General features: G+C 71.3%; 24 protein-coding genes. 16 read left to right on the top strand and 8 right to left on the bottom strand.

The genetic code is table 11. From position 1 onward, the window contains the following. Window positions 1-7: 7 nt before the first annotated feature. On the bottom strand, window positions 8-421 hold the full coding sequence (locus OGH68_RS34875; RefSeq protein WP_264249550.1) for an SRPBCC family protein: 414 nt from the start codon (window positions 419-421) through the stop codon (window positions 8-10). A gap of 388 nt (window positions 422-809) precedes the next feature. On the opposite strand from OGH68_RS34875, the gene tgmA reads away from it, so the two are divergent. Both tgmA and tgmB read left to right on the top strand, forming a co-directional pair. Continuing rightward, complete coding sequence (gene tgmA, locus OGH68_RS34880) at window positions 810-1,001, top strand: putative ATP-grasp-modified RiPP (protein WP_264249552.1); 192 nt, start codon at window positions 810-812, stop codon at window positions 999-1,001. Window positions 1,002-1,014: 13 nt separating this feature from the next. Further along, on the top strand, window positions 1,015-1,944 hold the full coding sequence (tgmB, locus tag OGH68_RS34885) for an ATP-grasp ribosomal peptide maturase (RefSeq protein ID WP_264249554.1): 930 nt from the start codon (window positions 1,015-1,017) through the stop codon (window positions 1,942-1,944). A gap of 225 nt (window positions 1,945-2,169) precedes the next feature. Here the strand turns inward: tgmB and OGH68_RS34890 are convergent, their stop codons facing one another. Beyond that, window positions 2,170-2,568 (bottom strand): DUF1992 domain-containing protein, encoded by a 399-nt coding sequence (locus OGH68_RS34890; RefSeq protein ID WP_264249555.1) that lies wholly within the window; start codon window positions 2,566-2,568, stop codon window positions 2,170-2,172. A 31-nt stretch (window positions 2,569-2,599) separates the two neighbouring features. Next, complete coding sequence (locus tag OGH68_RS34895; protein ID WP_264250434.1) at window positions 2,600-3,967, bottom strand: MGH1-like glycoside hydrolase domain-containing protein; 1,368 nt, start codon at window positions 3,965-3,967, stop codon at window positions 2,600-2,602. A 425-nt stretch (window positions 3,968-4,392) separates the two neighbouring features. Between OGH68_RS34895 and OGH68_RS34900 the strand changes: the two genes are divergently transcribed. Both OGH68_RS34900 and OGH68_RS34905 read left to right on the top strand, forming a co-directional pair. Continuing rightward, a complete protein-coding gene (locus tag OGH68_RS34900; RefSeq protein WP_264249557.1) occupies window positions 4,393-4,971 on the top strand; it encodes a TetR/AcrR family transcriptional regulator in 579 nt (192 codons plus the stop codon). 126 nt (window positions 4,972-5,097) lie between these two features. Next, entirely contained in the window at window positions 5,098-5,469 is a 372-nt protein-coding gene (locus tag OGH68_RS34905) for a hypothetical protein (protein ID WP_264249558.1), read from the top strand. Window positions 5,470-5,588: 119 nt separating this feature from the next. On the opposite strand, the gene OGH68_RS34910 is transcribed toward OGH68_RS34905, so the two are convergent. The 3 genes from OGH68_RS34910 to OGH68_RS34920 all read right to left on the bottom strand — a co-directional run bounded on the left by OGH68_RS34910 (window position 5,589) and on the right by OGH68_RS34920 (window position 8,116). Then, on the bottom strand, window positions 5,589-6,524 hold the full coding sequence (locus OGH68_RS34910) for a sigma-70 family RNA polymerase sigma factor (RefSeq protein ID WP_264249559.1): 936 nt from the start codon (window positions 6,522-6,524) through the stop codon (window positions 5,589-5,591). Window positions 6,525-6,534: 10 nt separating this feature from the next. Beyond that, a complete protein-coding gene (locus OGH68_RS34915; RefSeq protein WP_264249560.1) occupies window positions 6,535-7,731 on the bottom strand; it encodes an NAD(P)/FAD-dependent oxidoreductase in 1,197 nt (398 codons plus the stop codon). Window positions 7,732-7,975: 244 nt separating this feature from the next. After that, a complete protein-coding gene (locus OGH68_RS34920; RefSeq protein ID WP_264249561.1) occupies window positions 7,976-8,116 on the bottom strand; it encodes a hypothetical protein in 141 nt (46 codons plus the stop codon). 194 nt (window positions 8,117-8,310) lie between these two features. On the opposite strand from OGH68_RS34920, the gene OGH68_RS34925 reads away from it, so the two are divergent. From OGH68_RS34925 to OGH68_RS34975, 11 genes are all read left to right on the top strand, one after another. After that, entirely contained in the window at window positions 8,311-9,336 is a 1,026-nt protein-coding gene (locus tag OGH68_RS34925; protein ID WP_264249563.1) for a hypothetical protein, read from the top strand. 155 nt (window positions 9,337-9,491) lie between these two features. Beyond that, complete coding sequence (locus tag OGH68_RS34930; protein WP_413471069.1) at window positions 9,492-9,812, top strand: hypothetical protein; 321 nt, start codon at window positions 9,492-9,494, stop codon at window positions 9,810-9,812. After that, complete coding sequence (locus tag OGH68_RS34935; protein WP_264249565.1) at window positions 9,809-10,474, top strand: hypothetical protein; 666 nt, start codon at window positions 9,809-9,811, stop codon at window positions 10,472-10,474. Before OGH68_RS34930 ends, OGH68_RS34935 begins: the two co-directional genes overlap by 4 nt. 341 nt (window positions 10,475-10,815) lie before the next feature. Beyond that, on the top strand, window positions 10,816-11,163 hold the full coding sequence (locus OGH68_RS34940; RefSeq protein WP_264249567.1) for a hypothetical protein: 348 nt from the start codon (window positions 10,816-10,818) through the stop codon (window positions 11,161-11,163). Between the two features lie 83 nt (window positions 11,164-11,246). Next, on the top strand, window positions 11,247-11,729 hold the full coding sequence (locus OGH68_RS34945) for a GNAT family N-acetyltransferase (protein WP_264249569.1): 483 nt from the start codon (window positions 11,247-11,249) through the stop codon (window positions 11,727-11,729). A gap of 89 nt (window positions 11,730-11,818) precedes the next feature. Next, the gene (gene tap, locus OGH68_RS34950; protein ID WP_264249570.1) at window positions 11,819-14,086 is read left to right on the top strand and encodes a telomere-associated protein Tap; all 2,268 of its coding nucleotides are present in this window, start codon (window positions 11,819-11,821) and stop codon (window positions 14,084-14,086) included. A gap of 3 nt (window positions 14,087-14,089) precedes the next feature. Continuing rightward, on the top strand, window positions 14,090-14,644 hold the full coding sequence (gene tpg, locus OGH68_RS34955) for a telomere-protecting terminal protein Tpg (protein ID WP_264249572.1): 555 nt from the start codon (window positions 14,090-14,092) through the stop codon (window positions 14,642-14,644). Window positions 14,645-14,711: 67 nt separating this feature from the next. Beyond that, window positions 14,712-15,200: a hypothetical protein gene (locus OGH68_RS34960; protein ID WP_264249573.1), complete on the top strand. Its 489-nt coding sequence runs from the start codon at window positions 14,712-14,714 to the stop codon at window positions 15,198-15,200. Window positions 15,201-15,441: 241 nt separating this feature from the next. Then, entirely contained in the window at window positions 15,442-15,960 is a 519-nt protein-coding gene (locus tag OGH68_RS34965) for a hypothetical protein (RefSeq protein WP_264249575.1), read from the top strand. Continuing rightward, on the top strand, window positions 15,957-16,271 hold the full coding sequence (locus OGH68_RS34970; protein WP_264249577.1) for a hypothetical protein: 315 nt from the start codon (window positions 15,957-15,959) through the stop codon (window positions 16,269-16,271). The genes OGH68_RS34965 and OGH68_RS34970 overlap by 4 nt, the downstream gene beginning before the upstream one ends. A gap of 855 nt (window positions 16,272-17,126) precedes the next feature. After that, window positions 17,127-17,453 carry a MerR family transcriptional regulator gene (locus OGH68_RS34975; protein ID WP_264249580.1) on the top strand — a complete coding sequence of 109 codons (327 nt, stop codon included), beginning with the start codon at window positions 17,127-17,129 and terminating at the stop codon, window positions 17,451-17,453. A 257-nt stretch (window positions 17,454-17,710) separates the two neighbouring features. On the opposite strand, the gene OGH68_RS34980 is transcribed toward OGH68_RS34975, so the two are convergent. Then, window positions 17,711-19,261, bottom strand: a complete 1,551-nt coding sequence (locus tag OGH68_RS34980; RefSeq protein ID WP_264249581.1) for a polysaccharide lyase family 1 protein — start codon at window positions 19,259-19,261, stop codon at window positions 17,711-17,713. Window positions 19,262-19,402: 141 nt separating this feature from the next. Further along, entirely contained in the window at window positions 19,403-19,762 is a 360-nt protein-coding gene (locus OGH68_RS34985; protein ID WP_264249582.1) for a DoxX family protein, read from the bottom strand. A gap of 731 nt (window positions 19,763-20,493) precedes the next feature. On the opposite strand from OGH68_RS34985, the gene OGH68_RS34990 reads away from it, so the two are divergent. Then, entirely contained in the window at window positions 20,494-21,522 is a 1,029-nt protein-coding gene (locus tag OGH68_RS34990; protein ID WP_264249583.1) for a slipin family protein, read from the top strand. The last annotated feature ends 153 nt before the right edge of the window (window positions 21,523-21,675 follow it).

Here is a 21,675-nt window from a genome sequence, read left to right on the forward strand (position 1 = left end):
CCGCGCATCAGCCGGCGGCGCCCTCGACCCTGAGCCGGACCTGCTCCTCGAGCCGCCGCAGGCTCTGGTCGAGGGCGTCGTTCACCGCCTGCTCCCCGGGGTCGTGCGTCTCGTCGAAGAACGACAGGTGGACGGTGACCTCGCTGGCGCCCGAGCCGATGCCCGCCACCTGGAGCCATCCCGCGTAGCTCCCTCCGTTCCGCGTCCCCCACTCCACCCGCATCTGGTCCTTCTCCGGGTGCAGCAGAGCCGGGGTGTCCTCGCCGGTACGGTCCTCGTGCACGGTGACCGCGGGCAGCTCCTCCGCGCTGACGTGCAGGGCCTCCGGAAGCCAGCTGTCGAGCCGGTCCACCCGGGCCGCCTGGTCGTAGACCTGCTCCGGGAGCGCGGGCATCGTACGGGAACGTTCGTATTCGCTCATCAGTGCACCGATCCTCAGGTACGGGAGAAACAGGGTCCTTCGATCAACCCTTGCCCTGGCGCCGTGGATCGAAGCGACAGCGGCGCGCGCCCCACCCGTTCGCCGTGATGCCCCGAATCCACCGGTTTGGAGTGTCGCCTGGATCACGTTGGCGGATTGTGTGAAACCCGCCGGGCCGGTGGTGCGTCTGTCTGGACGGCGCCGGAAGGCAGTGGAAACCCAAGGAAGGCAGCGTCACGGCGCTGCCGACCGGGGAACTTCCATGGGGGAAGCCATGGAACAACAGCAGGCACATCATCACAGTACGTACTGAAACCATTACCTCGTACGCACGTATCTGTCACACGAGGAGCCCGGGCAGGCGCGCACGGGCAGGGGAGGAAGAGGAATGAAACCGTTCGCGTGGAACTTCGCACGCCCAGCCGAGCCGGCCGCGGGTGTCACCCCCTATTCGTACGACGCCGCCCTGCAGTTGAACGTCCTGGCCGACGGGCGACCCGCCGTCATGGACCGGGGCCTGCTCGCCCTGGCCGGCACGACGACGTCGAAGGCCGGTTCCGCGACCCACTTCGACGACTGACCGGCTGTGCGACGTGACGGTGCTGGTGCTGACGTGCAAGGCGGATGTCACTGCCGACATGGTGGTGGCCGAGCTGCACGAACAGGGCGTTCCGCTGGTGCGGTTCGACCCGGGCGACCTTCCCGGCGGAGCGGCGCTGTCCGTCGAGTACGTACGCGGCGAGTTCCGCGGCTACCTGTCGAGCGGCGGCCGGGTGGCGAGCATGCAGGGCCTGCGGTCGGTCTGGATCCGCAGGCCCAGTGAGCCGGTGGCGCACGCGCCCGAACCGTCCGACTGGCTGAGCGTCGAGAGTGCGCACGCCCTGTACGGGATGCTCGACTGCACCCGGGCGCGGTGGATGAACCACCCGAGCGCCGCGGCCAAGGCCCGGCGCAAGCCGTGGCAGATGCGCATCGCGTACCTCAGTGGCTTCCCGGTGCCCGCCACGCTCCTGACCACCCATCCGGCGATGGCCCGTCAGTTCGCCGAGCAGTACCGGCAGGTTGTCGTGAAGTCGGTGTCCGGCAAGTCCCCGGGCGAACCGCCGATGGCGCTGCCGACCACACTCGTACCACCGGACGCCGACTTCTCGGGCGTGGCCGCGGCCCCCACGCTGCTCCAGCGTTACATCGCCAAGCGCGCCGACATCCGGCTCACCAGCGTGGGCGACCGGCACTTCGCGGCCCGCAAGGCTGCGGAACCGGGACAGGTCGACGGGCGTTACGGCGACACCGGTCACGAGTGGCAGCCCGTGGAGGTGCCGGCCCAGATCGCCAGGGCCGTCGAGACCTACAAGAAGCACGCCGAACTCGCCTACGGCGCCTTCGACTTCGCCGAGGACTCCACCGGCACATGGTGGTTCCTCGAATGCAACCAGGGCGGGCAGTTCGGTTTCGTGGAGTTGGAGACCGGGCTTCCCATCGCGCGGACCGTGGCTTCCTGGCTTGGCGCGGAAGTGTCGTGACGGGCCGTCGTGGTCGGTGAGGGTCCGTGACCGTGGCAGGTCCCGCCGCAGTGTGCCGGGGGCCGCGACCGGGCACGTACGGCCGGCGCGTGTCGGGGGCCCGCCACCGGGCACGTACGGCCGTCGCGTGTCGGTGAGCGCCCGCGATCCCGGCGCATGCGGCCGCCGTGCGCCACAGTGAGGGCTGCCGCGTGACGTTGGAGGGCCTTGGCCGCGCCGCGTGCCTCAGGCGCGGCCGCGCCGCCAGTCCTCGACGACCGTGTTCACGTCGTACGGCGTCAGCCCCAGCGGCGGCCCGGGCGGCGGGCGCCGGACCGCTGCTGCGATCTTCTCGTTGATCTCCCCGACGATGCGCCGCACCGCGGTCTCCGACGGAGCCCGTGCGGCCTTCTCGAGCGCGTCCTCCGCCTCCTTGCGCAGCGCGAGCGTCGGAGGGAGGAAGCCGAGCCCTTCGCGGTGCATCTTCCCCTTGATCCACCACATCTCGTCGTACGTGTCGCCCGACGAGGACAGCGGACGGCCGAAGCCGGGCAGATCCTTGAACTCGCCGCGCTCGGTGGCCTCGCGGATCTGCTTGTCGACCCAGGATTCGAAGCTGACACCCGGCGGTTTGCGTTCGGTCATGCGTCCCAGCCTACGTCCGCCGGTCCGGTGCTCAGACGGCCGCCGCAACCGGTTCGTCGTCCGTGTCACGGACCCGGGCGAGGAGATCGACGACGACGGCGGCGGTCCAGCTGAAGCCGGTCGCGCCGCGCGCCTGCCCGGTGCGCGGGTCGACGTACTCGGCGAAGCCGGAGGCGTCGGCCGCGGCGAGGAGAGCCTGCTCAAGGGCGTCGGCGCGGACCGTGGCCCCGTGCTGCCGCAGCCCGCGCTCCAGCAGCCAGTTCACGTTGAACCAGGCCGGGCCGCGCCAGTAGCGGCAGGCGTCGAACGCGGGACCGTGCAGGTCGTAGCTGGGCACCAGGTCCGTGGCCGTACCGAGTCCGAAATGCGGTCCGCTCATGGTGTGCACCAGGGCGCCGGCGATGCGGCCGGGAAGGCCGGGAAGCACCAGCGGCAGCAGACCGGTGACGCTCATCTCCCGGACGGGACGGCCGGTGCGCACGTCCCGGCACAGGAACATCCCCGTGTCCTCGTCCCACAGCCGCTGCACCAGGGCGCCGGTCAGCCGGCGTGCCCGCGCACGGTGCGGCGCCGGGTCCTGACCCAGCTCCGCCGCGATCTCGGCCAGGGCGTGCTCGGACAGGGCGAGCAGCGCGTTGAAGCCGGGGTCCTCGACGGCGAAGGCGTGCTCGCGGCCCGCGTCGCGGTAGCCGCCGTCCCGGTACTGCGCGGCGAGGCGGACGTAGCGGCCGTAGTCCAGGTCGGTGGGACGGTCGGCGCCCTCACCGCACTCGAGGTCGGCCCGCCGGAACGAGCCGGCGGGAGCGGGCTCGACGTGGTCGAGAGGCTCGTCCCAGCAGGGGCTGTTGTCCATGCCCGACTCCCAGGGATGGACGACGGCGGCGAGCCCCGCGCCGCCGAAGTCGCGGCAGCCGGTCAGATAGTTGTGCCAGGCCGCGAGACGCGGCTGGACGCGCTCGAGGAATCCGCGGCGGCGTGAGAGTTCCGGGTCGCTCTCGTGGACCAACCAGGCGGCCAGCGCGTGGACGGGCGGCTGCACGATGCCGGACGTCTCCACGCCGTCCGGCGCGCCCGCCGCCCGTCCGGCGGTGGAGGACCGCCAGAAGTCCGGGCTGGGGAAGTACGCCCCGAGCGGCACGGCGGGGTTGAACACGATGTGCGGGACGCGCCCGTCGGCCCACTGGGCGTCCAGCAGCGTCTCCAGCTCGCACTGGGCGCGCCGGGGTGACAGGTGACGCAGACCGATGGCGATGAACGCCGAGTCCCAGCTCCACTGATGCGGGTACAGCGCGAGGGAGGGGACCGTCGACGCACCTCGCCAGTTGCCCTCGAGGACCTGCGCCGCCTGCAGCCCGAACTCCTCGCGGCGAAGCTCCTCGTCGCGTCCGGTCGCGCGGATTCCGGTGGGCGGCGCGGGAACGGCATGGGGAACGATCGCGGGTGCGGGTGCGGGTGGAGGGCCGGCCTGCGGGGGGACCAGCGTCCGGTGCGGTCCGCTCGCCCGGCGGGACGGCTCGGCCGGCGCCCGGTGCCCCTCGAAGGCGGCCTGCCCGGGGACGAGCGGGCCGCGGGCGACGCGTTCCACTTGAGGAGCTCCAGATGCTTGAGACCGCAACTTATGCCGACGAATGGCAAGGCTAGGCGCTTCTCCGGAGGAAAATCACCAGGCCGACACAGTGATATTCCCGACATTTGTGCCGAACGTGACCGCAGGGTGCCCCCTCCGTGCCCGCGACGGCGTCGTCGCTGGCCCTGTAGCCTGACCAAACGCTCCAACCGCAGTACTGCACCTGATGTGATCCCGACCTGTCGGGAGATGAAGCAATGCGCCACAACCCCCAGCGCCGCAACGCCCTGCTCGACGCGGCGATCGAGGTCCTCGCCCGCGAAGGTTCACGCGGGCTGACCCTGCGCGCCGTCGACGCCGAAGCAGGCGTGCCGGTCGGCACCAGTTCGAACTACTTCACACACCGCGCCCAGATGCTCGGCCAGATCATGAAGCGCACCCATGAACGCCTCACGCCCGATCCGGCCCGCCTGGCCCGGACCCTCTCCGCGCCTCCCACGCATCAGCTCGTCGCCCGGCTGCTGCGTGAGGTCCATGAGCGGATGGAGGCCGACCGGAGCAGTTACCTCGCCATGCTCGAACTGCGCCTGGAAGGCACCCGCCGTCCGGAGCTCGGCGCCGAGCTGGGCCGGATCCTGGCCGACGAGCTGGAGAACAACGTCCGCTTCCATCTCGAGGCGGGGCTGCCCGGCGACCGTACCGACGTGGTCCTGCTGTACGTCGCCGTCCACGGCATGCTCGTCGACGACCTCACCGTGCCCGCCGTGCTCGACGGGCAGGCGCCCGCCCTCATCGACCAGCTCACCGCCCGCCTCCTCGGCCCCGCCGCCTCCTGACTCTCCTCCTGACCGTCTCCCGTGCGTGTCCGGGACACGTCCCGGACACGCACAGCGCTGCCGGCAGGCGGTCGCCGCGTGCCACGGTGACCGCCCGACCGGCAACCCAACAAGGAGGCAACCGTCATGCGTCACCACAGAAACGTCCGGCCCCGCACCACCGCGGCCGTGACAGCCGTCGTCGCCGCCCTGGCAGCCACCACCCTCTCCGTCGGCACGGCCACCGCCGCGCCCGCCGACCGGTGCAGCCAGGCGGCCCCCACCCGCGCCGACAACCCCTACACCACCACCCACACCGTCCTCAGCGACGCACCCCTGCGCAAGGGCCCCTACCGGGAGTGCGACTGGCTGCAGACCTACCCCGCGCAGTCGACCGTCGAGGTCAGGTGCTTCATCGTCAACGATTACGGCAACACCTGGTCGTACGTGCCCGGAGCCGGCTGGGTCTGGGACAGCCACCTGTCGAGCAACGGATCCCCGCACCGCTGCCTCTTCTGACCCGCCCCGCGCTTCCCGCCCGGCCTGCCCGCCTGCCCTGCAACGGGCCCGTCCTGCCGATCAGTCCCAGGCAGTCGGGCCCTCGCCGGACTCCCGTCACCGGATTCCGGTGGCTCTGGTCACCATGCGTCGATGACCGGCGCGTCGGGCTCGTGCTGCCGCCAGGCCTCGCTGAGGCGCGCGAGCCGGTCCGAGGCGGCGATGCCGTGCAGGGACGCGACCTTGCCGTCGCTGACTTCGAACGCCACGGCGCCCGCGACCCGGTTCTCGATCACGGCGAGGACGGCCGGGGAGCCGTTGACCATCGCGACATGCATCGCGGGGGAGCCGCCGGCCAGCCGCCGCTTGGCCGGCGTGGGTTTGAAGCCTGCCCGCACGTAGGAGGCGACGCGCTCGCGCGTCTTGTAGCGCAGCAGCCGCCTGGCCAGTCCGGCGCCGTCCGAGACCGCCGTCACGTCGTCGGTGAGCAGGGCCACCAGCCGTTCGGTGCGCCCCGACGTGGCGGCGACGAGGAACTCCTCGACGACCCTGCGCGCGGACGCGGGGTCCACCTCGCCGCCGCGGCGCTCGGCGGTGATCCGACGTCGGGCCCGGTGGACGTGCTGCTGGCTCGCGGACTCGGTGATGCCGAGGATTTCGGCAATCTCGGCGTGGGGGTACGAGAAGGCCTCACGCAGGACGTAGGCGGCCCGCTCGACCGGTGAGAGGCGCTCCATGAGGGTCAGTACGGCCAAGGACACCGATTCGCGCTGCTCGAAGGTGTCGGCCGGGCCGAGCATCGGGTCGCCCTCGAGGAGCGGCTCGGGCAGCCAGGCACCGGCCGCACGCTCGTGGCGCACCTGTGCCGAGCGGAGCCGGTCGAGGCAGAGATTGGTGACGACCTTGGTCAGCCACGCTTCCGGCACCTCGACCCGTTCGCGGTCCGCAGCCTGCCAGCGCAGGAACGTGTCCTGCACGGCGTCCTCCGCGTCGGCGGCCGAGCCGAGCAGACGGTACGCCAGCGAGGCCAGCCGGCCCCGGCTGGCCTCGAACCGATCGATGGCTGCACTGTCCACGCGGAACACCCTAGACGGCGACGCTCACACCGGACCGGTCAGGCGCGGTGGCCAGGCGGCGCTTGCGCTTCGGCATGCCGAAGGTCGGGTGGGTGATGCCCCATCCGGCCCCCTTGAGCACGCCCGACTTGAGCCGCGCGGCGGTCCGGCCGCCCACGTACCAGGGCTTCGACCGGACATCCCCGTCCACCATCTGGAAGATCGCGTCCCGCCGACCGAGGCTGATGTGGTTGCCGTGGTACTTCAGCCCGGTGGTCGGAACCTCTCTGCCCGTCAGGCGCGCGATGATCGCGGCGGTCGCCTGCATGTTGGTGAAGCCGGCCGAGGCGCAGGACATCGGCAGCGGCCGGCCGTTGTCGCCGATCGCGTAGGCGCAGTCACCGGCGGCGTAGACGTCCGGGTGCGAGACCGAGCGCATGGTGCGGTCGACGACGATCTGGCCGGTCTCGGCGACCTCCAGGCCGCTGGCGGCCGCGATGGGGTGCACGGCGAACCCGGCCGACCAAACGGTCACGTCGGCCGGGATGGACGGCCCGGCGAGACCGTCGGCGATTGCCTTCGTCGGCTCGACGGCTGCGATTCCGGTGTGCTCGTGGACGGTGATGCCGAGCCGGTCGAAGGCCTGGCGCAGGTGGCGGCGGGCCTTCGGGGAGAGCCAGGCGCCCAGCTCACCGCGGGCGGCGAGCGCGACAGAGAGATCGGGCCGCGACTCGGCGAACTCGGTGGCGGTCTCGATGCCGGTCAGCCCCTCACCGACGACCAGCACGGTGCCGCCCTCGCCCAGGCCGGCCAGACGCTCGCGCAGACGCAGCGCCGAGGACCAGCCGGTCACATCGAAGGCGTGCTCGGCCACGCCGGGGACGCCATGGTGGGCGACGGAGCTGCCGAGCGCGTAGAGAAGCGTGTCGTACGCGAGCTCGCCGTCACCGTCCCCGCCGGTCACAGCGACGGTCCTGCGCTCGGGGTGGACACCGGTGACGCGCGCCAGGCGCAGCCGCACCCCGGTGCCCGCGAATACGTCCGTGAGCTTGCGGACGGCGACGTCCTGGCCGATCGCAACCTGGTGGAGCCGCATCCGCTCGACGAAGTCGGGCACGGCGTTGACGACGGTGATCTCGATGTCGGCGGGCGAAAGCCGGCGGGCCAGGTTTCCGGCGGCGAAGGCCCCGGCGTATCCGGCGCCGAGGACGACGATGCGGTGCTTCATGGCGTGGCTCCTGTCTCGTTCGCGTGCACCCTGAACGAGACGGCGTCCCGATTGCTGACAGGAGTCGTGTGTGATGCACGTCACGGACTTCCCCGAAGGTGCTCCCGCGCGACCGGACGCGCCGGGACGGGGCACCTGAAGTGGAGTTCTACGTCGGAATCCGCCGGCTGCTCGAGCGCCAGGCCACCGCAACACCCTTCTCGCCATCCCCGCACCGGCACCCGAGGAGCCGCCCCGCCCCGCGCTACTGCGCCGGGGCAGCGCGCGAGCAGCAGCGGGGCAGTGCGCGCAGCAGGGGCATCTGCTCCTCGAAGGACTGCCCTTCCGCGGCGCTGAGGTACGGCACCGGCAACCAGACGACGGTGCCGACGCTCGGCCCTTGCACCCACCCACCGCCGCACCCGGGGCGCGGATCACACCGGCCAATGAGGGTCACTGGTCCGGCGCGAACGAGCGGTGAGTTGGTACAGCACGCCACGTGAGGCATACCCGGGGCGTAGAAGGTGCTCACCCGACGGAGGAGGGGGATGGGACCGTCAGTTGATGTCGCGCCGCCGCGGGCGATGCGATCTTCTGTGCATGACCGGTGTGACACGAACGACGAGGGCGCCTTGGCGCATATGGTGGCAGCAGTGGCCGGACTGGGTGCACCGGGCCTCGACGGCGTGGGCGTTGGCGTACGCCGGCTTCGGTACGACCGGCGCGCTGAGCGGGACGCCGCTGCTCCATCTTGGCGGTGCGCCTGGCCCCCCGGCGCTGGGCTGGGGGGTGGCGGCGGTGGGGGCGCTGGCCGTCCTGGCCTGTGGCGCGGTGGTGCGGTACGGACCGCGGCCGGCGCTGCGGGTGCTCCTGTGGGTGGTCTGCGTGCTGGCCGGGGCCGCCGCATTCGGTCTGCTGATGGACGTCGTCACACTGGTCTTCGGCCAGGGTGTGGACAGCGGGGTGGCCGCCGCGCACCACGTGCTGGCGGCGGCCGGGGCTCTGCTACTCGCGGCCACTGCCCGGTCCGGCCGCCGCCCGTCCGCCGTGGCCGCCGTACAGGCCCCTTCCGTCGGATCCCGGCGGGTCCAACTGGCCGCCTGTGCCGGTACGGTCGCCTTTCTCCCCTACGCGGCGATGAAACTCATCTGGGCGTCCGGCGGCACCTTCGCCGGGATGACCGGCGAGGAAATGCTCGCCGTCTCCCAGCGCAACGGTGCGTCGGGAATCTGGCTCTCCCTGGAGTCCTGGGGCCTGGACGGCACCGTACTGCTGGCCGCGCTCGGCGTCTTCCTGCTGTGGGGCCTGGTCCGCCCGTGGGGCCAGGCCTTTCCGCGCTGGACGCTGTGGCTGCGCGGCCGGCGCGTCCCGCGCTGGCTCCCCCTGGCACCGGCCGTCCTCGGCGCCGCCACCCTGGCTCCGTACGGGATGTTCGGGGTCGGCTACGCGGCCTTGTCCACGGCCGGCGTGGTGGAGATGCGGCGCGGCGACTTCCACTCCTCGCGCGACGCGCTGCTGGTCGCCTGGATCGGCATGGTCGCGTTCGCGCTCTACGGCGTAGCTCTGACTGCCGCTGCCCGCTCGTACTGGCTTCGGACCCGTTCCGCATCGGCGGACGCGCGTTGACGTGGAGTGCTCCTCTGTGGCCAGGCGCCCAGGACTTGGCCCCGCGTGAGCGCCCCGCTCGGCCCGCCTGAGCGCTGGAGACGCCCCGCAGGCCAGCGGGCAGTCGAGGTTCCCGGCTGAGGTGATGTCTGAGCCCGTCGTTAGGCTCCCGCATCATGACCAGTGATCTCGGATTCACGGGCTCGTGCTGCCGGACCCAGCACCCTGAGCTGCCGATGAACTACACGGCCGACGCTCCGGCCGTGTGGGATCCAGCCTTCGCCGATGCCGACGACTGCCTGCTCTCGTCGGACCAGTGCGTGATGCATGCACAGCAGTCCCACGTCCACACCCGCCCGGCCGGCGAGCGACCCTACGTCGAGCTCGAGCCCACCGACCGTCCCCTCGCCGTCGAACAGTGCACGGGGATCACGCCGGGAAGCGTGCGGGAGATCGCCGCAGCCGTGCTCCACTTCGGGGAGAGCGAGCAGCGGTGACCGCCGGCACCCCCGCATCGCCGTTCCCGGTCGCGCCGGCAGGCCTGAGCCGCAGGGCACAGAGGTTCGTCGAGGTGGACGGCATCCGCGTGGCTCGGCAGTGCATACAGCGCCACCGCGACACGTGGCTCGGGCGTGGAATACCCGCTGCGGAGATCGACCGGGCCGCGGCCTTCCAGGACCGCTGGGGCGGCATCGCCCTGCCTCCGGCCCCGGCGTACGAGGGCGGCCCGCGCGTACTGGACGCCGGCTGCCCGGAGGGCTCTGCCCGGGAGGGCTGGTCGTTCCCGGCCGGGAGCTGCCGGGTTTCCATGGCCTACAGATTCATGATCGGCCCCGAGGGCGCGTTCGGGATCGACGCCTACCGCTGGACACCCCTGCATGCCGGCACAGACGGATGGGTGGAATCACTGGCGCTGGCCGCCCATGCGGGACGCTGGGCCCAAACCATCACGAAGATCACCGGCACGGCCGTCGAGTCCCTGGACCTCGACGGCTACGAGCCGGTACCCGAAGTGCAGGGCCTGACCGACACCTGGTGGCGGGGCAAGGACTCGCTGATCGCCCTTTACCGCAGCGAGGCCGTCGGTCTCGACGCCCCTCGGTGCCTCGAAGCCCACGTCTACGGCGGCCTCGACGAATGGGGCCTCCACGGCGGCTGACCACTCGCCGGCGCCACCGGATCCGAGCACCCGGGTGGCCAGACGGGCCGTCTACCGTGCTCAGTCCCACGAGGGTTGTGGTGCTGAGTGCTTCAGCCGGCACCTGAGCGGCCGAGTCGGCACCGCGGGGCGTGCGACCCGGCGTACGGGCCGCCCACCACCCTCTGCCGGCTCAAGCGGGTCCGGCAGCCAGGCGGGCGGCCGTGGTCGGCCGCGTCGGTTCATAGGACATGTGAAGAGATGCCATAGGGGGCATCCGGGTGGCAGTCATCCCGAACTGCAACTGCCCTCGGTCCGCCCGCAGTCCTCTTCTGCACACGCACCCCGACCGAGGAGGCACCATGGCAGCCTGGCAGACCACCACCATGACCCCGGACACCACGGCCACGGCCGACCCCTACCGCTTCCCGGGCGCCACCGCCGTCGAGGACCAGCCCCGGCCGCCCGCCGCCCTCTCCGTCCCCGACGCCGTCGACGTCGTCGACTACCTCTTGGCCGCCCCCGACCCCGGCCAGCGCGTCCCCCTGCAGCTGGAGCCGGCCGACCGGCGCCGACTGGACCTGCACGCCGCCCTCACCACCGCCGGCATCGCCCCGCTCCCCGGCGACCTCGCCGCCATCGAGGCCCTGTGCACCCTGGACGACAGCACCCACACCGCGCTCCAGCGGTGGATCACCCGCACCACGTGAGCGGCCGGCACGGCAGCACCCCACCCGAGGCAGTGGCGGCCGGGCGACGCGCGCCCGGCCGTCCTCCGGCTACCGTGCCCTCCATGCCACGACTCGAGCGCCTGACCGCCGCCCACGCCCCGGCCCTGCTCGCTTTCGAACAGGAGAACCGGGCCTACTTCGCCGCTTCCATACCCGACCGCGGCGACGACTACTTCACCCACTTCATGGCCCGTCACAGCGCGCTGCTCGCCGAACAGGCCGCAGGGGTGTGCCACTTCCACGTACTCGCCGACCCGTCCGGTGCGATACTGGGCCGCGTCAACCTCGTGGACGTGGCCGACGGCAGTGCCGAACTGGGCTTCCGCATCGCCGAATCGGCCGCCGGCGCCGGTCTCGCCACCGCGGCCGTCCGCGAGATCTGCGATCTGGCCGCCACCCGGTACGGCCTCACGGAACTCCGCGCCGCCGCCGCACTCGACAACACCGGCTCACGGACCGTCCTGAAGCGCACCGGTTTCACCGAGACCGGATCCACCGTGCTCGCCGGCCGCCCCGGACTGCTCCACACTCGCAGACTGCCCTGAACCCAGCGCTGCCGGACGAGCGATCAAGGTGCGATTCGAGGAGCGACGGAACGTGCGATCACTGTAGGCTTCTGACCGGAGGTGAGCCGGTGGCCACGGAGAACGAGTTGTTCGGTGCGGTGGACGCGCTGCTGGAACAGGTCGCCCAGGACGAGCTGCCGGAGCCTGCCGAGCGCAGGAGACTGCGTGAGGCAGCGGGGCTGAGCCAGGCACAGATCGCCAAGGCGCTGGACGCCCGGCGCGAGGCGGTGGGCAACTGGGAGGCCGGCAGGACCGAGCCGAGGCCGCCGAAGCGCGCAGCGTACGCCCGGCTGCTGGAAGGACTTGCCGTACGCTTCCCCGCGCAGGCCGACGGCACGGCCGCCCAGGTGCCGGAGACGCCTGAGACCTCGGCCGTCCCTCTCCCGCCCGCGCCCGCGCCCGAGCCGGCGCTGCAGGCCGCCGCCACGCCCCCCGACCGGCCGACGCCGGTCACCACCAGCACTCCGGCGGCGCGGCACCGTCAGGCCATGCGGCACGCCGCGCCCGAGGAGCCGGCGGACAGCACTGCCGCGGCACCCAGGTCGACGGCGGCGCCCAAGGTGACACCGGCGGGCCGTCCCGCCGCACGGCGGACGCCCACGACGGCCGGCGCCCCCGCCGCGAAGCGCGCGCCCGCCCCGCCCGCCGCGGACCCGCGTTTCGCCAACGGCCCGCTCGCGGTCGTCGACTGCGAGGACGGTGCCGTCCTCGCGTACTGCCTCGGCGGACTCGTCCTGGACGTCCCCGCCACGTCCCTCGCGGCCCTTGTGGAGTGGACGCTCACCGAAGCGCGGCTCGGCGCGCCCCGCCTGAGCCGTCACGGCAAGGACGCCGATCCGCTGCTGGTCCTCACCGACGCGGCCGCCGAACGCTACGGCCTCCCGGCCCGCCTGACGGACGACGAGCGGCGTGCGGGCCGGCTGCCGGACGGCCACAAGGTCCTCGACCGGCTGGCGCGGGCCGACTGGCAGCTCACCCGGCGCGGATTCGGCCCCTGGGCCCGTATCTACCGCCCGGCGAAGGGCTCGCGACGCGCGTGCGTGCAACTGTGCATCCCCGGCTGGGACGCGCTCGACCCCCGGTCCTGGGGCGAGGCCGCACAGCTGCCACCGGGTGACCTGGCGAACCTGCTGGGCACCTACGCCGCCCGCGTCATGACCCCGCGCGGCTCGACCGCCGTCACCGGCCTGGAGCTGATGACCGCGCTGCATCCGCCCACCCGCGCGAGCGAACCGGACGCCGACGGCCGACGGCACAGCGAACCCAACCCCGGCTCCCTCGGCACCGACCCGGTCGACTGCGCGCCCTGCGAGGCCCCCGACGGCCACCCGCTCCTCGCCGGCCTGCCGCGCTTCCACCAGCGCACGCCTGGCGAGATGCTGGTGGAAGAGGCGTACGACTGGGCGCGCCCGCTCACCGACGACGAGTGCGCCCGGCGCTTCGTCGTCGGGATCGACGTCAACATGGCTTTCGCCGCCGCCGCGAACGGCACGGTCGTCGGCCTCGGCGCACCGGTCCACGTCACACACCCGTCCTTCGATCCGAAGCTGCCCGGCAGTTGGCTGGTCGACCTCTCCGGCATCGAGCTGGACGAGCGTCTGCCGTCGCCGTTCACCCCGACCGGCGAGCGCCCGTCCGGTCCGGCCTGGTACGCGACGCCGACCGTGGCCTACGCGGTGGAGCTCGGCCACGCCGTGGCGCCGGCCGAGGCGTACGTCCGGTACGAGAACGGCCGCTACCTGGACGCCTGGTACAACCGGCTGCGCGACGCGTACATGGCGACGATGGCCGACCTGGGCGTCGGCGCCGGTCTGGAGCCGCAGGCCTTCCTGGAGGCCATGGACGGCCACAAGCAGGCCGACCCCCAGGCGGCGATCGTGCTGGCCGCAGTCAAGGCGACGGTGAAGGGCGGCATCGGCAAGCTCCGTGAACGCCCGAGGGGCGGCGGCTGGCGGCCCGGCCGTCCGTGGCCGGCCCTGAACCGGCCGACCTGGCGCCCGGACATCCGAGCGGCGGTCATCTCCAAGGCACGCGTCAACATGCACCGCAAGATGCTCAAGACCGCGCAGGCTACGGGCCGGTACCCGGTCGCGGTGCTGTCGGACTGCGCCGTCTACGCCTCCGACGGGCCCTCGCCGCTGGACTTCCTCCCCTACCGGGACGGCAAGCCGCTGCCGGGCGGGTTCCGGCTCGGCGTCTCCCCCGGCATGGTCAAGCACGAAGGCACCCAGACCGTGCTGTGGGCCGAGGGCGTGCGCGAAGAGCACGGCCAGGACCTGAACATCGCCCGGTACATCAAGGACGGCGCGGTCGCCGCCACGGACACGGGGGAGTAGGCGATGGGCAAGCTGGCGGACAGCCTCGACAAGGCGGTGCAGGGCGCGTTCACCCGCCCTGTTCCCAAGTCGGCCGGGGCGCAGATGCGTTACCTGGTCAAGCAGCTCAAGGGGACCCGTGCGGTGGCCGACGCGCTGGGAGTCTCCCAGCGAACGGTGGAGCGGTACGTCAAGGGGCAGCTGAAGCGGCCCCGCAGGGACCTCGCCGCGCGCATGGAGCGGGAGGTCAGGCAGCGGTGGCAGCCCCGGATCCGTGCCTGGGCCAAGCAGCAGGCGGCCACCACCGGCGGCATCGTCATCGACACCCGTGCCCGCTTCGGCTACACCGCCGCCCCCGGCAGCACCGACGACGCGCGCCTGCGCCATCTCACCCAGGCGCTCCCCCCGCAGTACGCGGCCCGCCTCTTCGACGCCCAGGAGCAGGGGGCCACCGAGCAGCAGCTCCTCGACATCACGGCCGAAGGTCTCCAGGAGATCTACTTCAAGGACCACGGACGCCGCGCCCAGGGCCTGCTGGTGGAGTTCACCGACATCGACCACATCGACGTCGAACTCTGAGACGTCGGTCGGCACGTCGGTCGGAACCGGGTCAGGTGAGTACCAAGTGGGAAGCTAGGCTTCGGTCATGCCGCCCCAGCAGCAGTCCGCAGGCCCCACTGACGGGCAGTTGTCGGTCATCGACAGGTTGAGCTCGCTGCCCTTCCCCGAGGAGAAGGGAAGGGCCGGATCGGACGGTCAGTGGGGTGGGCCGGGGTTCCACCTGGCCGTGCTCCGAGAAAGCCGGGACTTCTGGGAGGACCGGAGCACCGAGATCGTCGAGGCGGCCGAGGAGGAGCTGGAAGCCGATCTCGCCGCTCTGGCCGTCGTCCTCACGAAACGCTGGGGCGCCCCGGAAACGGTTGATCTGTGGCCGTATCTCGGGTTCGACGACCCCGGCCCCCACGTCGCGACTCGCGAGCCGCTCAGCTTCCTGTGCAATGTTGCCGGGAGCATGCGGATGTGGCGGTTGCCGAACTCGGAGCGATGGTTCGGCCTGGCGATCGGTCAAGCCGACCCGGAGTGGCAGTTCCAACTGCTGGCAGCCGTTGGTGAGACGTCCTCGCTCACCCGGTGATCCGCAGCATCGGCATCTTGCGGTCGGGGGAAGCATTCCGCGTCAGCCCCGACCGCGTTCTGCTTCGTGCCCGATTCAGCCCGTCCTCGCCGGGTACCAGAAGGATCGATCTCCCCTCCGAAGCAGCCGAAACCGGCCAACGGGTCACCGCTGACCGGGTGCGGCTGCGGCCGGTCCCGGCTGTCGTCGGGCCCGAGCCGGGCATTGGCCTCGGCGGATGCTTCCTGTACTGCCTCCGAAGGTGATCACACACCACCGCGACGGCTGGATCCACGCCTACATGGTGGACTCCGGCGTCTTCGGGGCGCTGGAGCCCGCCGCGGCGTTCCGGCCGCGGCCCGGCGACGAGGTCGTGGAATCGGCGGTCCGGCCCGATCTGGAACGAGTCGTGTATACGACACTGAACGGCGTCGTCTGCCTCACGCGCGCCGGTGATCCGGTGTGGACATCGAACTTCGAGCCGCACTCCGACCGGCCCCATGGACACCGGCCCGGCTGCGCGCTGTCCCCGGACGGCCGGACCGTGTGGGTCTACCGGCCGGACGCGATGGCGGGACGCGGGGGCGGAGACCAGTGGGTCGTGCACGACGCCGGCAGCGGGGCGGTTCTCGCCCGCCGGGCGCTGGAGACGGTCGGGCACGGCGCCGGCCACCACATGCATCCCGTGGACGGCAGCATCTACCTCGACATCGGTGAGGGCCAGGACGGCTCCGTCAACTCAGAGGTTCGGTCGGCGCCGACGGCGACGCGGAGTTCGTGACGTACCCGTGGTGGGACCGCTGCCTGGTCGACCTGGCGCCGGACGAACGGCAGTTCATGACCGTGGACCACGGGCAGGCGGATGTCGCCTTCCACCGCCACCCCAGCGGGGACGTGCTCTTCACCCTGCCCGTCGAGGCCTTCGGGCACGACCCGGAGGCGACGTTCATGGAATGGAGCGGCGGCTACCTGACCCCGGACCTGGCCGTCGTCGCCCTGGGCGGTGAGGGGCAGGACGAGGAGGAGTGGTTTCGCCATCACCTATCGACGTGCGGACGGGCACGCTCAGCGGCGAGATCGCCGTCGAGGTGACCACCCCGTACTGGTGCCCCTGGGCGACGGGTCCTGGCTCACCGACGGCCCCGACGGCAACCCCGTCCGCTGGTCGCGCGCCCCGCCTGCCGTCCTCACCGCCGCACCGGAAAGCTGATCACCGATTCCCTGATCCGTCGAGGCCGCCCGATCAGGGCGTGCCGCGCCGAGGAGGCCATCGCCCACCGGCGCAGCACCGCGGGCACGGGCAAAGCCCGCCAGGAACCGGCAGAACTCCCGATCCGGCCGTCGCCCAGGGGCGTCTGTGCCGCAGGCCTCCGGTGGTGCCCGCCGGGCCGGGCTTCGCCCCGGACGGCACTCTTCCTGGCGTGTATGGGGAAGAACTCCAATCAATGAAGGTGGAGAAAATCTGTCATGGCGAGAGTAGACATGAGGGCGTTCGAGAGCTAGGTTTTCCCTCGTAGCCAAGAAGTCGAAGAGGGCACGGCAGAGACGAACTGTCGTGCGAACAAGTCAGGCAGGATGCGAAACGGCAGTGGAGCGGCGGGGCCGGAACAGGCGGGTCCCTTCGCTGGCTGCCGGGTCGAGCGGCCCCAGGGGCCGCATGCAGTACCCGCGGTATCCAGCAGTACAACCGAGTAACCGAATGAGGTAAGGAGCAGACGCCATCAGGATCGCCCGGGCGAAGCAGAACACCGCTCGGGTACCGCAGGCCCCGGATTGGAAGGTGGTCCCCGGTCACGCATCCGCGATCCCCGCACCTCCGCCCTCCCAGGCGGACCAGCGGAACAAGAAGGCCGGCGCAGTCAGCCGGTAGATGGTGTTGAAAGCTCGGGGCCCGAGTGCCGGTACGGCACTCGGGCCCCCCGACGCGTCCCCCGGAAGAAGAGGTCTATGCCCCCTCGCAGTACCCGCCCCGTCGACAAACTCGACGACGACGACTACCCCGCCTACACCATGGGCCGGGCCGCCGACATGATCGGCACCGCCCCCGCCTTCCTCCGCGCCCTCGGCGAGCACCGCCTGATCACCCCGCTGCGCTCCGAAGGCGGCCACCGCCGCTACTCCCGCTACCAACTGCGTATCGCCGCCCGGGCCCGCGAACTCGTCGACGCCGGCACCCCGATCGAAGCCGCCTGCCGCATCATCATCCTCGAGGACCAACTCGAGGAAGCCCGGCGCATCAACGAAGAACTGCGCACCCGCGGCGCCGCCTCGTAACGGCGTACGGGGCCGAGCTGCCCGATCCGAACACCGCTGCGGGCACGACCCGACCCCCACGACGGCAGACGTCGCCCCGGGCAACCGGGTCTGCACCCTGAGCCAGGCCTGTCCGCGGCTCGAGGCTCATGGGGCCTTGCATCGCTCGGCCGACTACGTCGTGACCCGCTGGCGGGAATGCTCGGTCACACCTGTGCGTCGCCACTGCCCGGCGGGTCCGTCGATGCCGGACCCGCCCGACGGCGGGAACGCGCCGGCTATCCGGCGTAGGTCTCGTACTCGGCGACCCTCGGTGTGCCGGTCGAGCTGGTGATCTCGAAGGTGATCTTGCGGAGCGAGGTCGGGGGGAAGGTGATGACCCCCGCCCCGCTGCCTGTGGTCAGGACGGCGCCGGTGTCTGCGTCGACGACCCGCCAGGACCCGATGTTGCCCGCGGAGCCGGACTCCTCCCGGATGTTGATCATGGACACCGTGGTGGCGGAGCCCCACTTGATCGAGACGGCACCGGTCGGCCCGGTCGGCGACCAGTAGGTGTTCATGTCACCGTCGCGCACATTTCCGTAACTCGTCCCGTCGGCCTTGCCGGAGCCGTCGGAGCCGGCCCCGATGCTGAGGTTGGTCCCGCTGGGCTGGCTCGGTCCCGGCGTGGGAGTGCTCGGCGTGGGCGTGGGCGTGGGTGTCGGGGTCGGTGCCGGTGTCTGCGGTGAGCAGTTGCCGTCCGACACCCGCAGACCCTTTCCGGCGCCTGCCGTCCCGCTCACGACGCTCGGCACGCAACTGCCGTCGTCGAGACTGTAGGAGTACGGGATGCTGACCGTGGTGTTGGAACGCGGGTCGGGGCCCGCCGGGTTGTTCTCGCTCCCAGGGCTGGACCAGGTCACGTTGTCGAAGATGTTGCCGCTGACCTGCCAGTAGCCGGCGGCGTCGGTGTAGAAAGTGCCCAGGACGTCCTTGGAGTCCTTGAAGTAGTTGTTGTCCACCTTGGCGCGAGCGCCCGCCCGGGAGTTGATGCCCGACTCGTTGAGGCGCACGTAGTGGTTGTTGTACATGTGCGCTGTGCCGCCACGCAGCAGGGGTGCGCGGGAATCGATGTTCTCGTACAGGTTGTGGTGGTACGTGATGAAGCCGTTCGAGAGGTCGCTCTCGCTGGACCCGACGAGGCCGCCGCGGCCGGAGTTGCGCAGGATGCTGTAGGACAGGGTCACGTACTGGGTGTTGTTCTTCATGTCGAAGAGGCCGTCGTACCCCTCGGACTCCCCACCCGACGCCTCCAGGGTGACGTGATCGACCCAGACGTTGCGGACGTTGCTCTCCATGCCGATGGCGTCACCGCCGTTGGACGTGGGGGAACCCGACTTCTTGACGTTCCGGACGGTCACGTTCTGGATGATGATGTTGCGGGCGTCGCGTATGTGGATGCCCAGCTGGTCGAAGACGGCTCCGCTGCCGACCCCGATGATCGTGACATTGCTGATCTGCTTGAGCTCGATCACGCCGTCGGCGGTGTTGCAGCTGTCGCCCGACACCTTGCTGGTGTTGCCGTGGTTGATGGTCCCCTCGACCTCGATGGTGATGGGGGTGCTGCTGCTGGCCCGGCCGCACAGGGCCGCATGGATCGCGGTTCCCGTGGTGGCCCGTACCGTCTGCCCGCCCGTACCGCCGGTGGTCCCACCGTTCTGGGTCGCGTAGCCGGTGGCGCCGGCGGCCGCCGCCGACGCCTCGGGCATCGACAGAACCACACCGGTCGCGGCCGCAAGAGCCGTCGTGGCCAGCGCCGCATAGAGTCGCAGTGCGACTGGTCGTCTCATCCTCGCCTACCCTTTCGCCTTTTACCGCGGAATGCTGGGTGTTGCCGCTGCCTAGTCGTCACGGCGGGCATTCAGGTTGCCGACGTGCGCCGGAAGAACGCGGACGCGGGGCGGGAGCCCGGAACGGGGAGCAGGCGCCGGTCACCAAGGGCTGTGGTGGGCCAGATTCAGGGCAAGAGCGGTCACCGGCAGGCAGAAGAAGACGGCCCAGGGCCCCAACCGGTGGTCACCGACGCGCAGATGGGCGACGAGTGCGCCGAGGAAGTACAGCACCAGGCCGCCGGCGGCGAGCATGCCCACCGCCGGCAGCACGAAGAGCCCGGTCAGCAGCCCCAGCGAACCGGTCGCCAGCACGGCACCCAGCGGCCGTATCCATGACCGTGGCACCCGCAGTTTGTCCGCCTGGCGCCGGGGAAGGTCGTGGCCGGTGAGGTTGGCGACGGCGGCCGAGCCGTTGAGGGCAGAGGTCAGGAGGACGACCACGAGGTGGACGGTGGACACGGAAGGCTCCTTCTCACGAGCAGCAGGGTTTCACCCTTCCGACGATCCACAGCCCCGGAACGTGATGCGCCGTGCCAGGTCCGGCCCGGCCTAACCTGCCGGGACCACCGCTCCATCAGCGAGGAAATCGGTCGCGCCCCCATGACGCGAGCCGTTGGCCCCGGTCGCCCCAGCTGTACGACTTGTACTCCAGGTCGAAGCCCGGCAGTGCTCCGGCCGTGGAGCATCAGGGCGGCCCTGCGCTCGTCGAGGTGGCCGAGGGACGTGCCGTCGCGCTCTCGGCTGAAGAGATCGACCTGCTGGCCCGCGTTCGCGGGGCGGTGGAGATGTGGGGGACCGCGTGGTCGGTCAGGGCGACGGGCATGAGCGTTCGTACTGTGCGCTCGACCGGGCGTTGTGCCCCGGCGAGGCCAGGCTCGACGCGCGGGGCCGTCCGTGCCACAGGGTCTGTCGGTGTGACCGCTCGGTGCTCCTGCACGACGGCGGCTCGGCGGTGCGGACGCGGGCCCTGTCGCCGCGCGGTTTCGAAGGATGCGGAGGCGGCGAACGTGCTCCCGCTGCTGGCGTCCTCCGTCGCGAGCCGGCGCACCTCGTGCTCGCGTCATGCTCGCCCCCGGTCGACGCGGCTCCGAGGCCCGGTCCGGCCGATCCGCTGTCCGCCAATCGGGTCAAGAGTTGGCAAAGGGGGTATATCTGGGAGACGGGCCCCGTTCCTTGAGGAGGTGGCTGTCATGGTCGAGGAACTGCTGACAGCGTTGGCCCTGGCAGGCTCCGGTGTGGCGGTGTACGTGGCGTCCGCGGCCCGGGTGGTGAAGCAGTACGAGCGAGGCGTCGTCCTGCGCTTCGGCCGGCTGCGCGGCGAGATACGCATGCCGGGCTTCACCATGATCGTCCCGATCGTCGACCGGATGCACAAAGTGAACATGCAGATCGTGACCATGCCGGTGCCTGCTCAGGACGGCATCACGCGGGACAATGTCACGGTCCGGGTGGATGCGGTCATCTACTTCAAGGTCGTCGACCCGGCTGACGCCATCATTCGTGTCGAGGACTACCGGTTCGCCGTCTCCCAGATGGCGCAGACCTCGCTGCGTTCGATCCTGGGCAAGAGCAACCTCGACGATCTGCTCTCGAACCGCGAGAAGCTCAACGAGGGGCTGGAGCTCATGATGGACAGCCCTGCCGTCGAGTGGGGCGTCACCATCGACCGGGTCGAGATCAAGGACGTCTCCCTGCCGGAGACGATGAAGCGGTCCATGGCCCGGCAGGCGGAGGCGGACCGTGAGCGGCGCGCCCGCGTGATCAACGCCGACGCCGAGCTGCAGGCGTCGAAGAAGCTGGCGGAGGCTGCCGGTGCGATGTCCGACGAGCCTGCCGCTCTGCAGCTGCGGCTCCTGCAGACCGTCGTCGCGGTGGCCGCCGAGAAGAACTCGACCCTTGTCCTGCCCTTCCCCGTCGAACTGCTGCGCTTCCTGGAGCGGTCCACCCCGCGGGAGGTCGCACAGCGCACCAAGGCGCTTACGGACGTACTCGATGCGCTCCCGAAGGGGAACGCGCGGGCGGAGGAGCCGGAATCGCCGGAGGAATCGGAATCGCCGGAGGAAGTGACGGAGAAGGAGGAGGGAGAGGAGAAGGAGATCGAGAGCGGGCGCGAGACGCAGAAGGCGACGGACGTGTCCTTGATGGGGACGACCGTCCCCGATGGTCCCGAGCGCGTGGCATCCGCCGGCCGGCTGCCCCTTCAAGGGGAAGGCGGGTGATCCGACCGGACCTGTCCGCCTCCTGGACACCGTCACCCGCGACCAGCGCCGACGGCCCGGCAGCCCGGCCGCTCCTCGCCCGGGAAAGACTTGACTCCAGGGGGCTCAAGTTTTATGTAGGAGGGGACGGCAGATTCGCGGTGGCAACCAGAG

Origin of the sequence: Streptomyces peucetius (assembly GCF_025854275.1) — a bacterium.
GTDB lineage: Bacteria > Actinomycetota > Actinomycetes > Streptomycetales > Streptomycetaceae > Streptomyces > Streptomyces peucetius_A.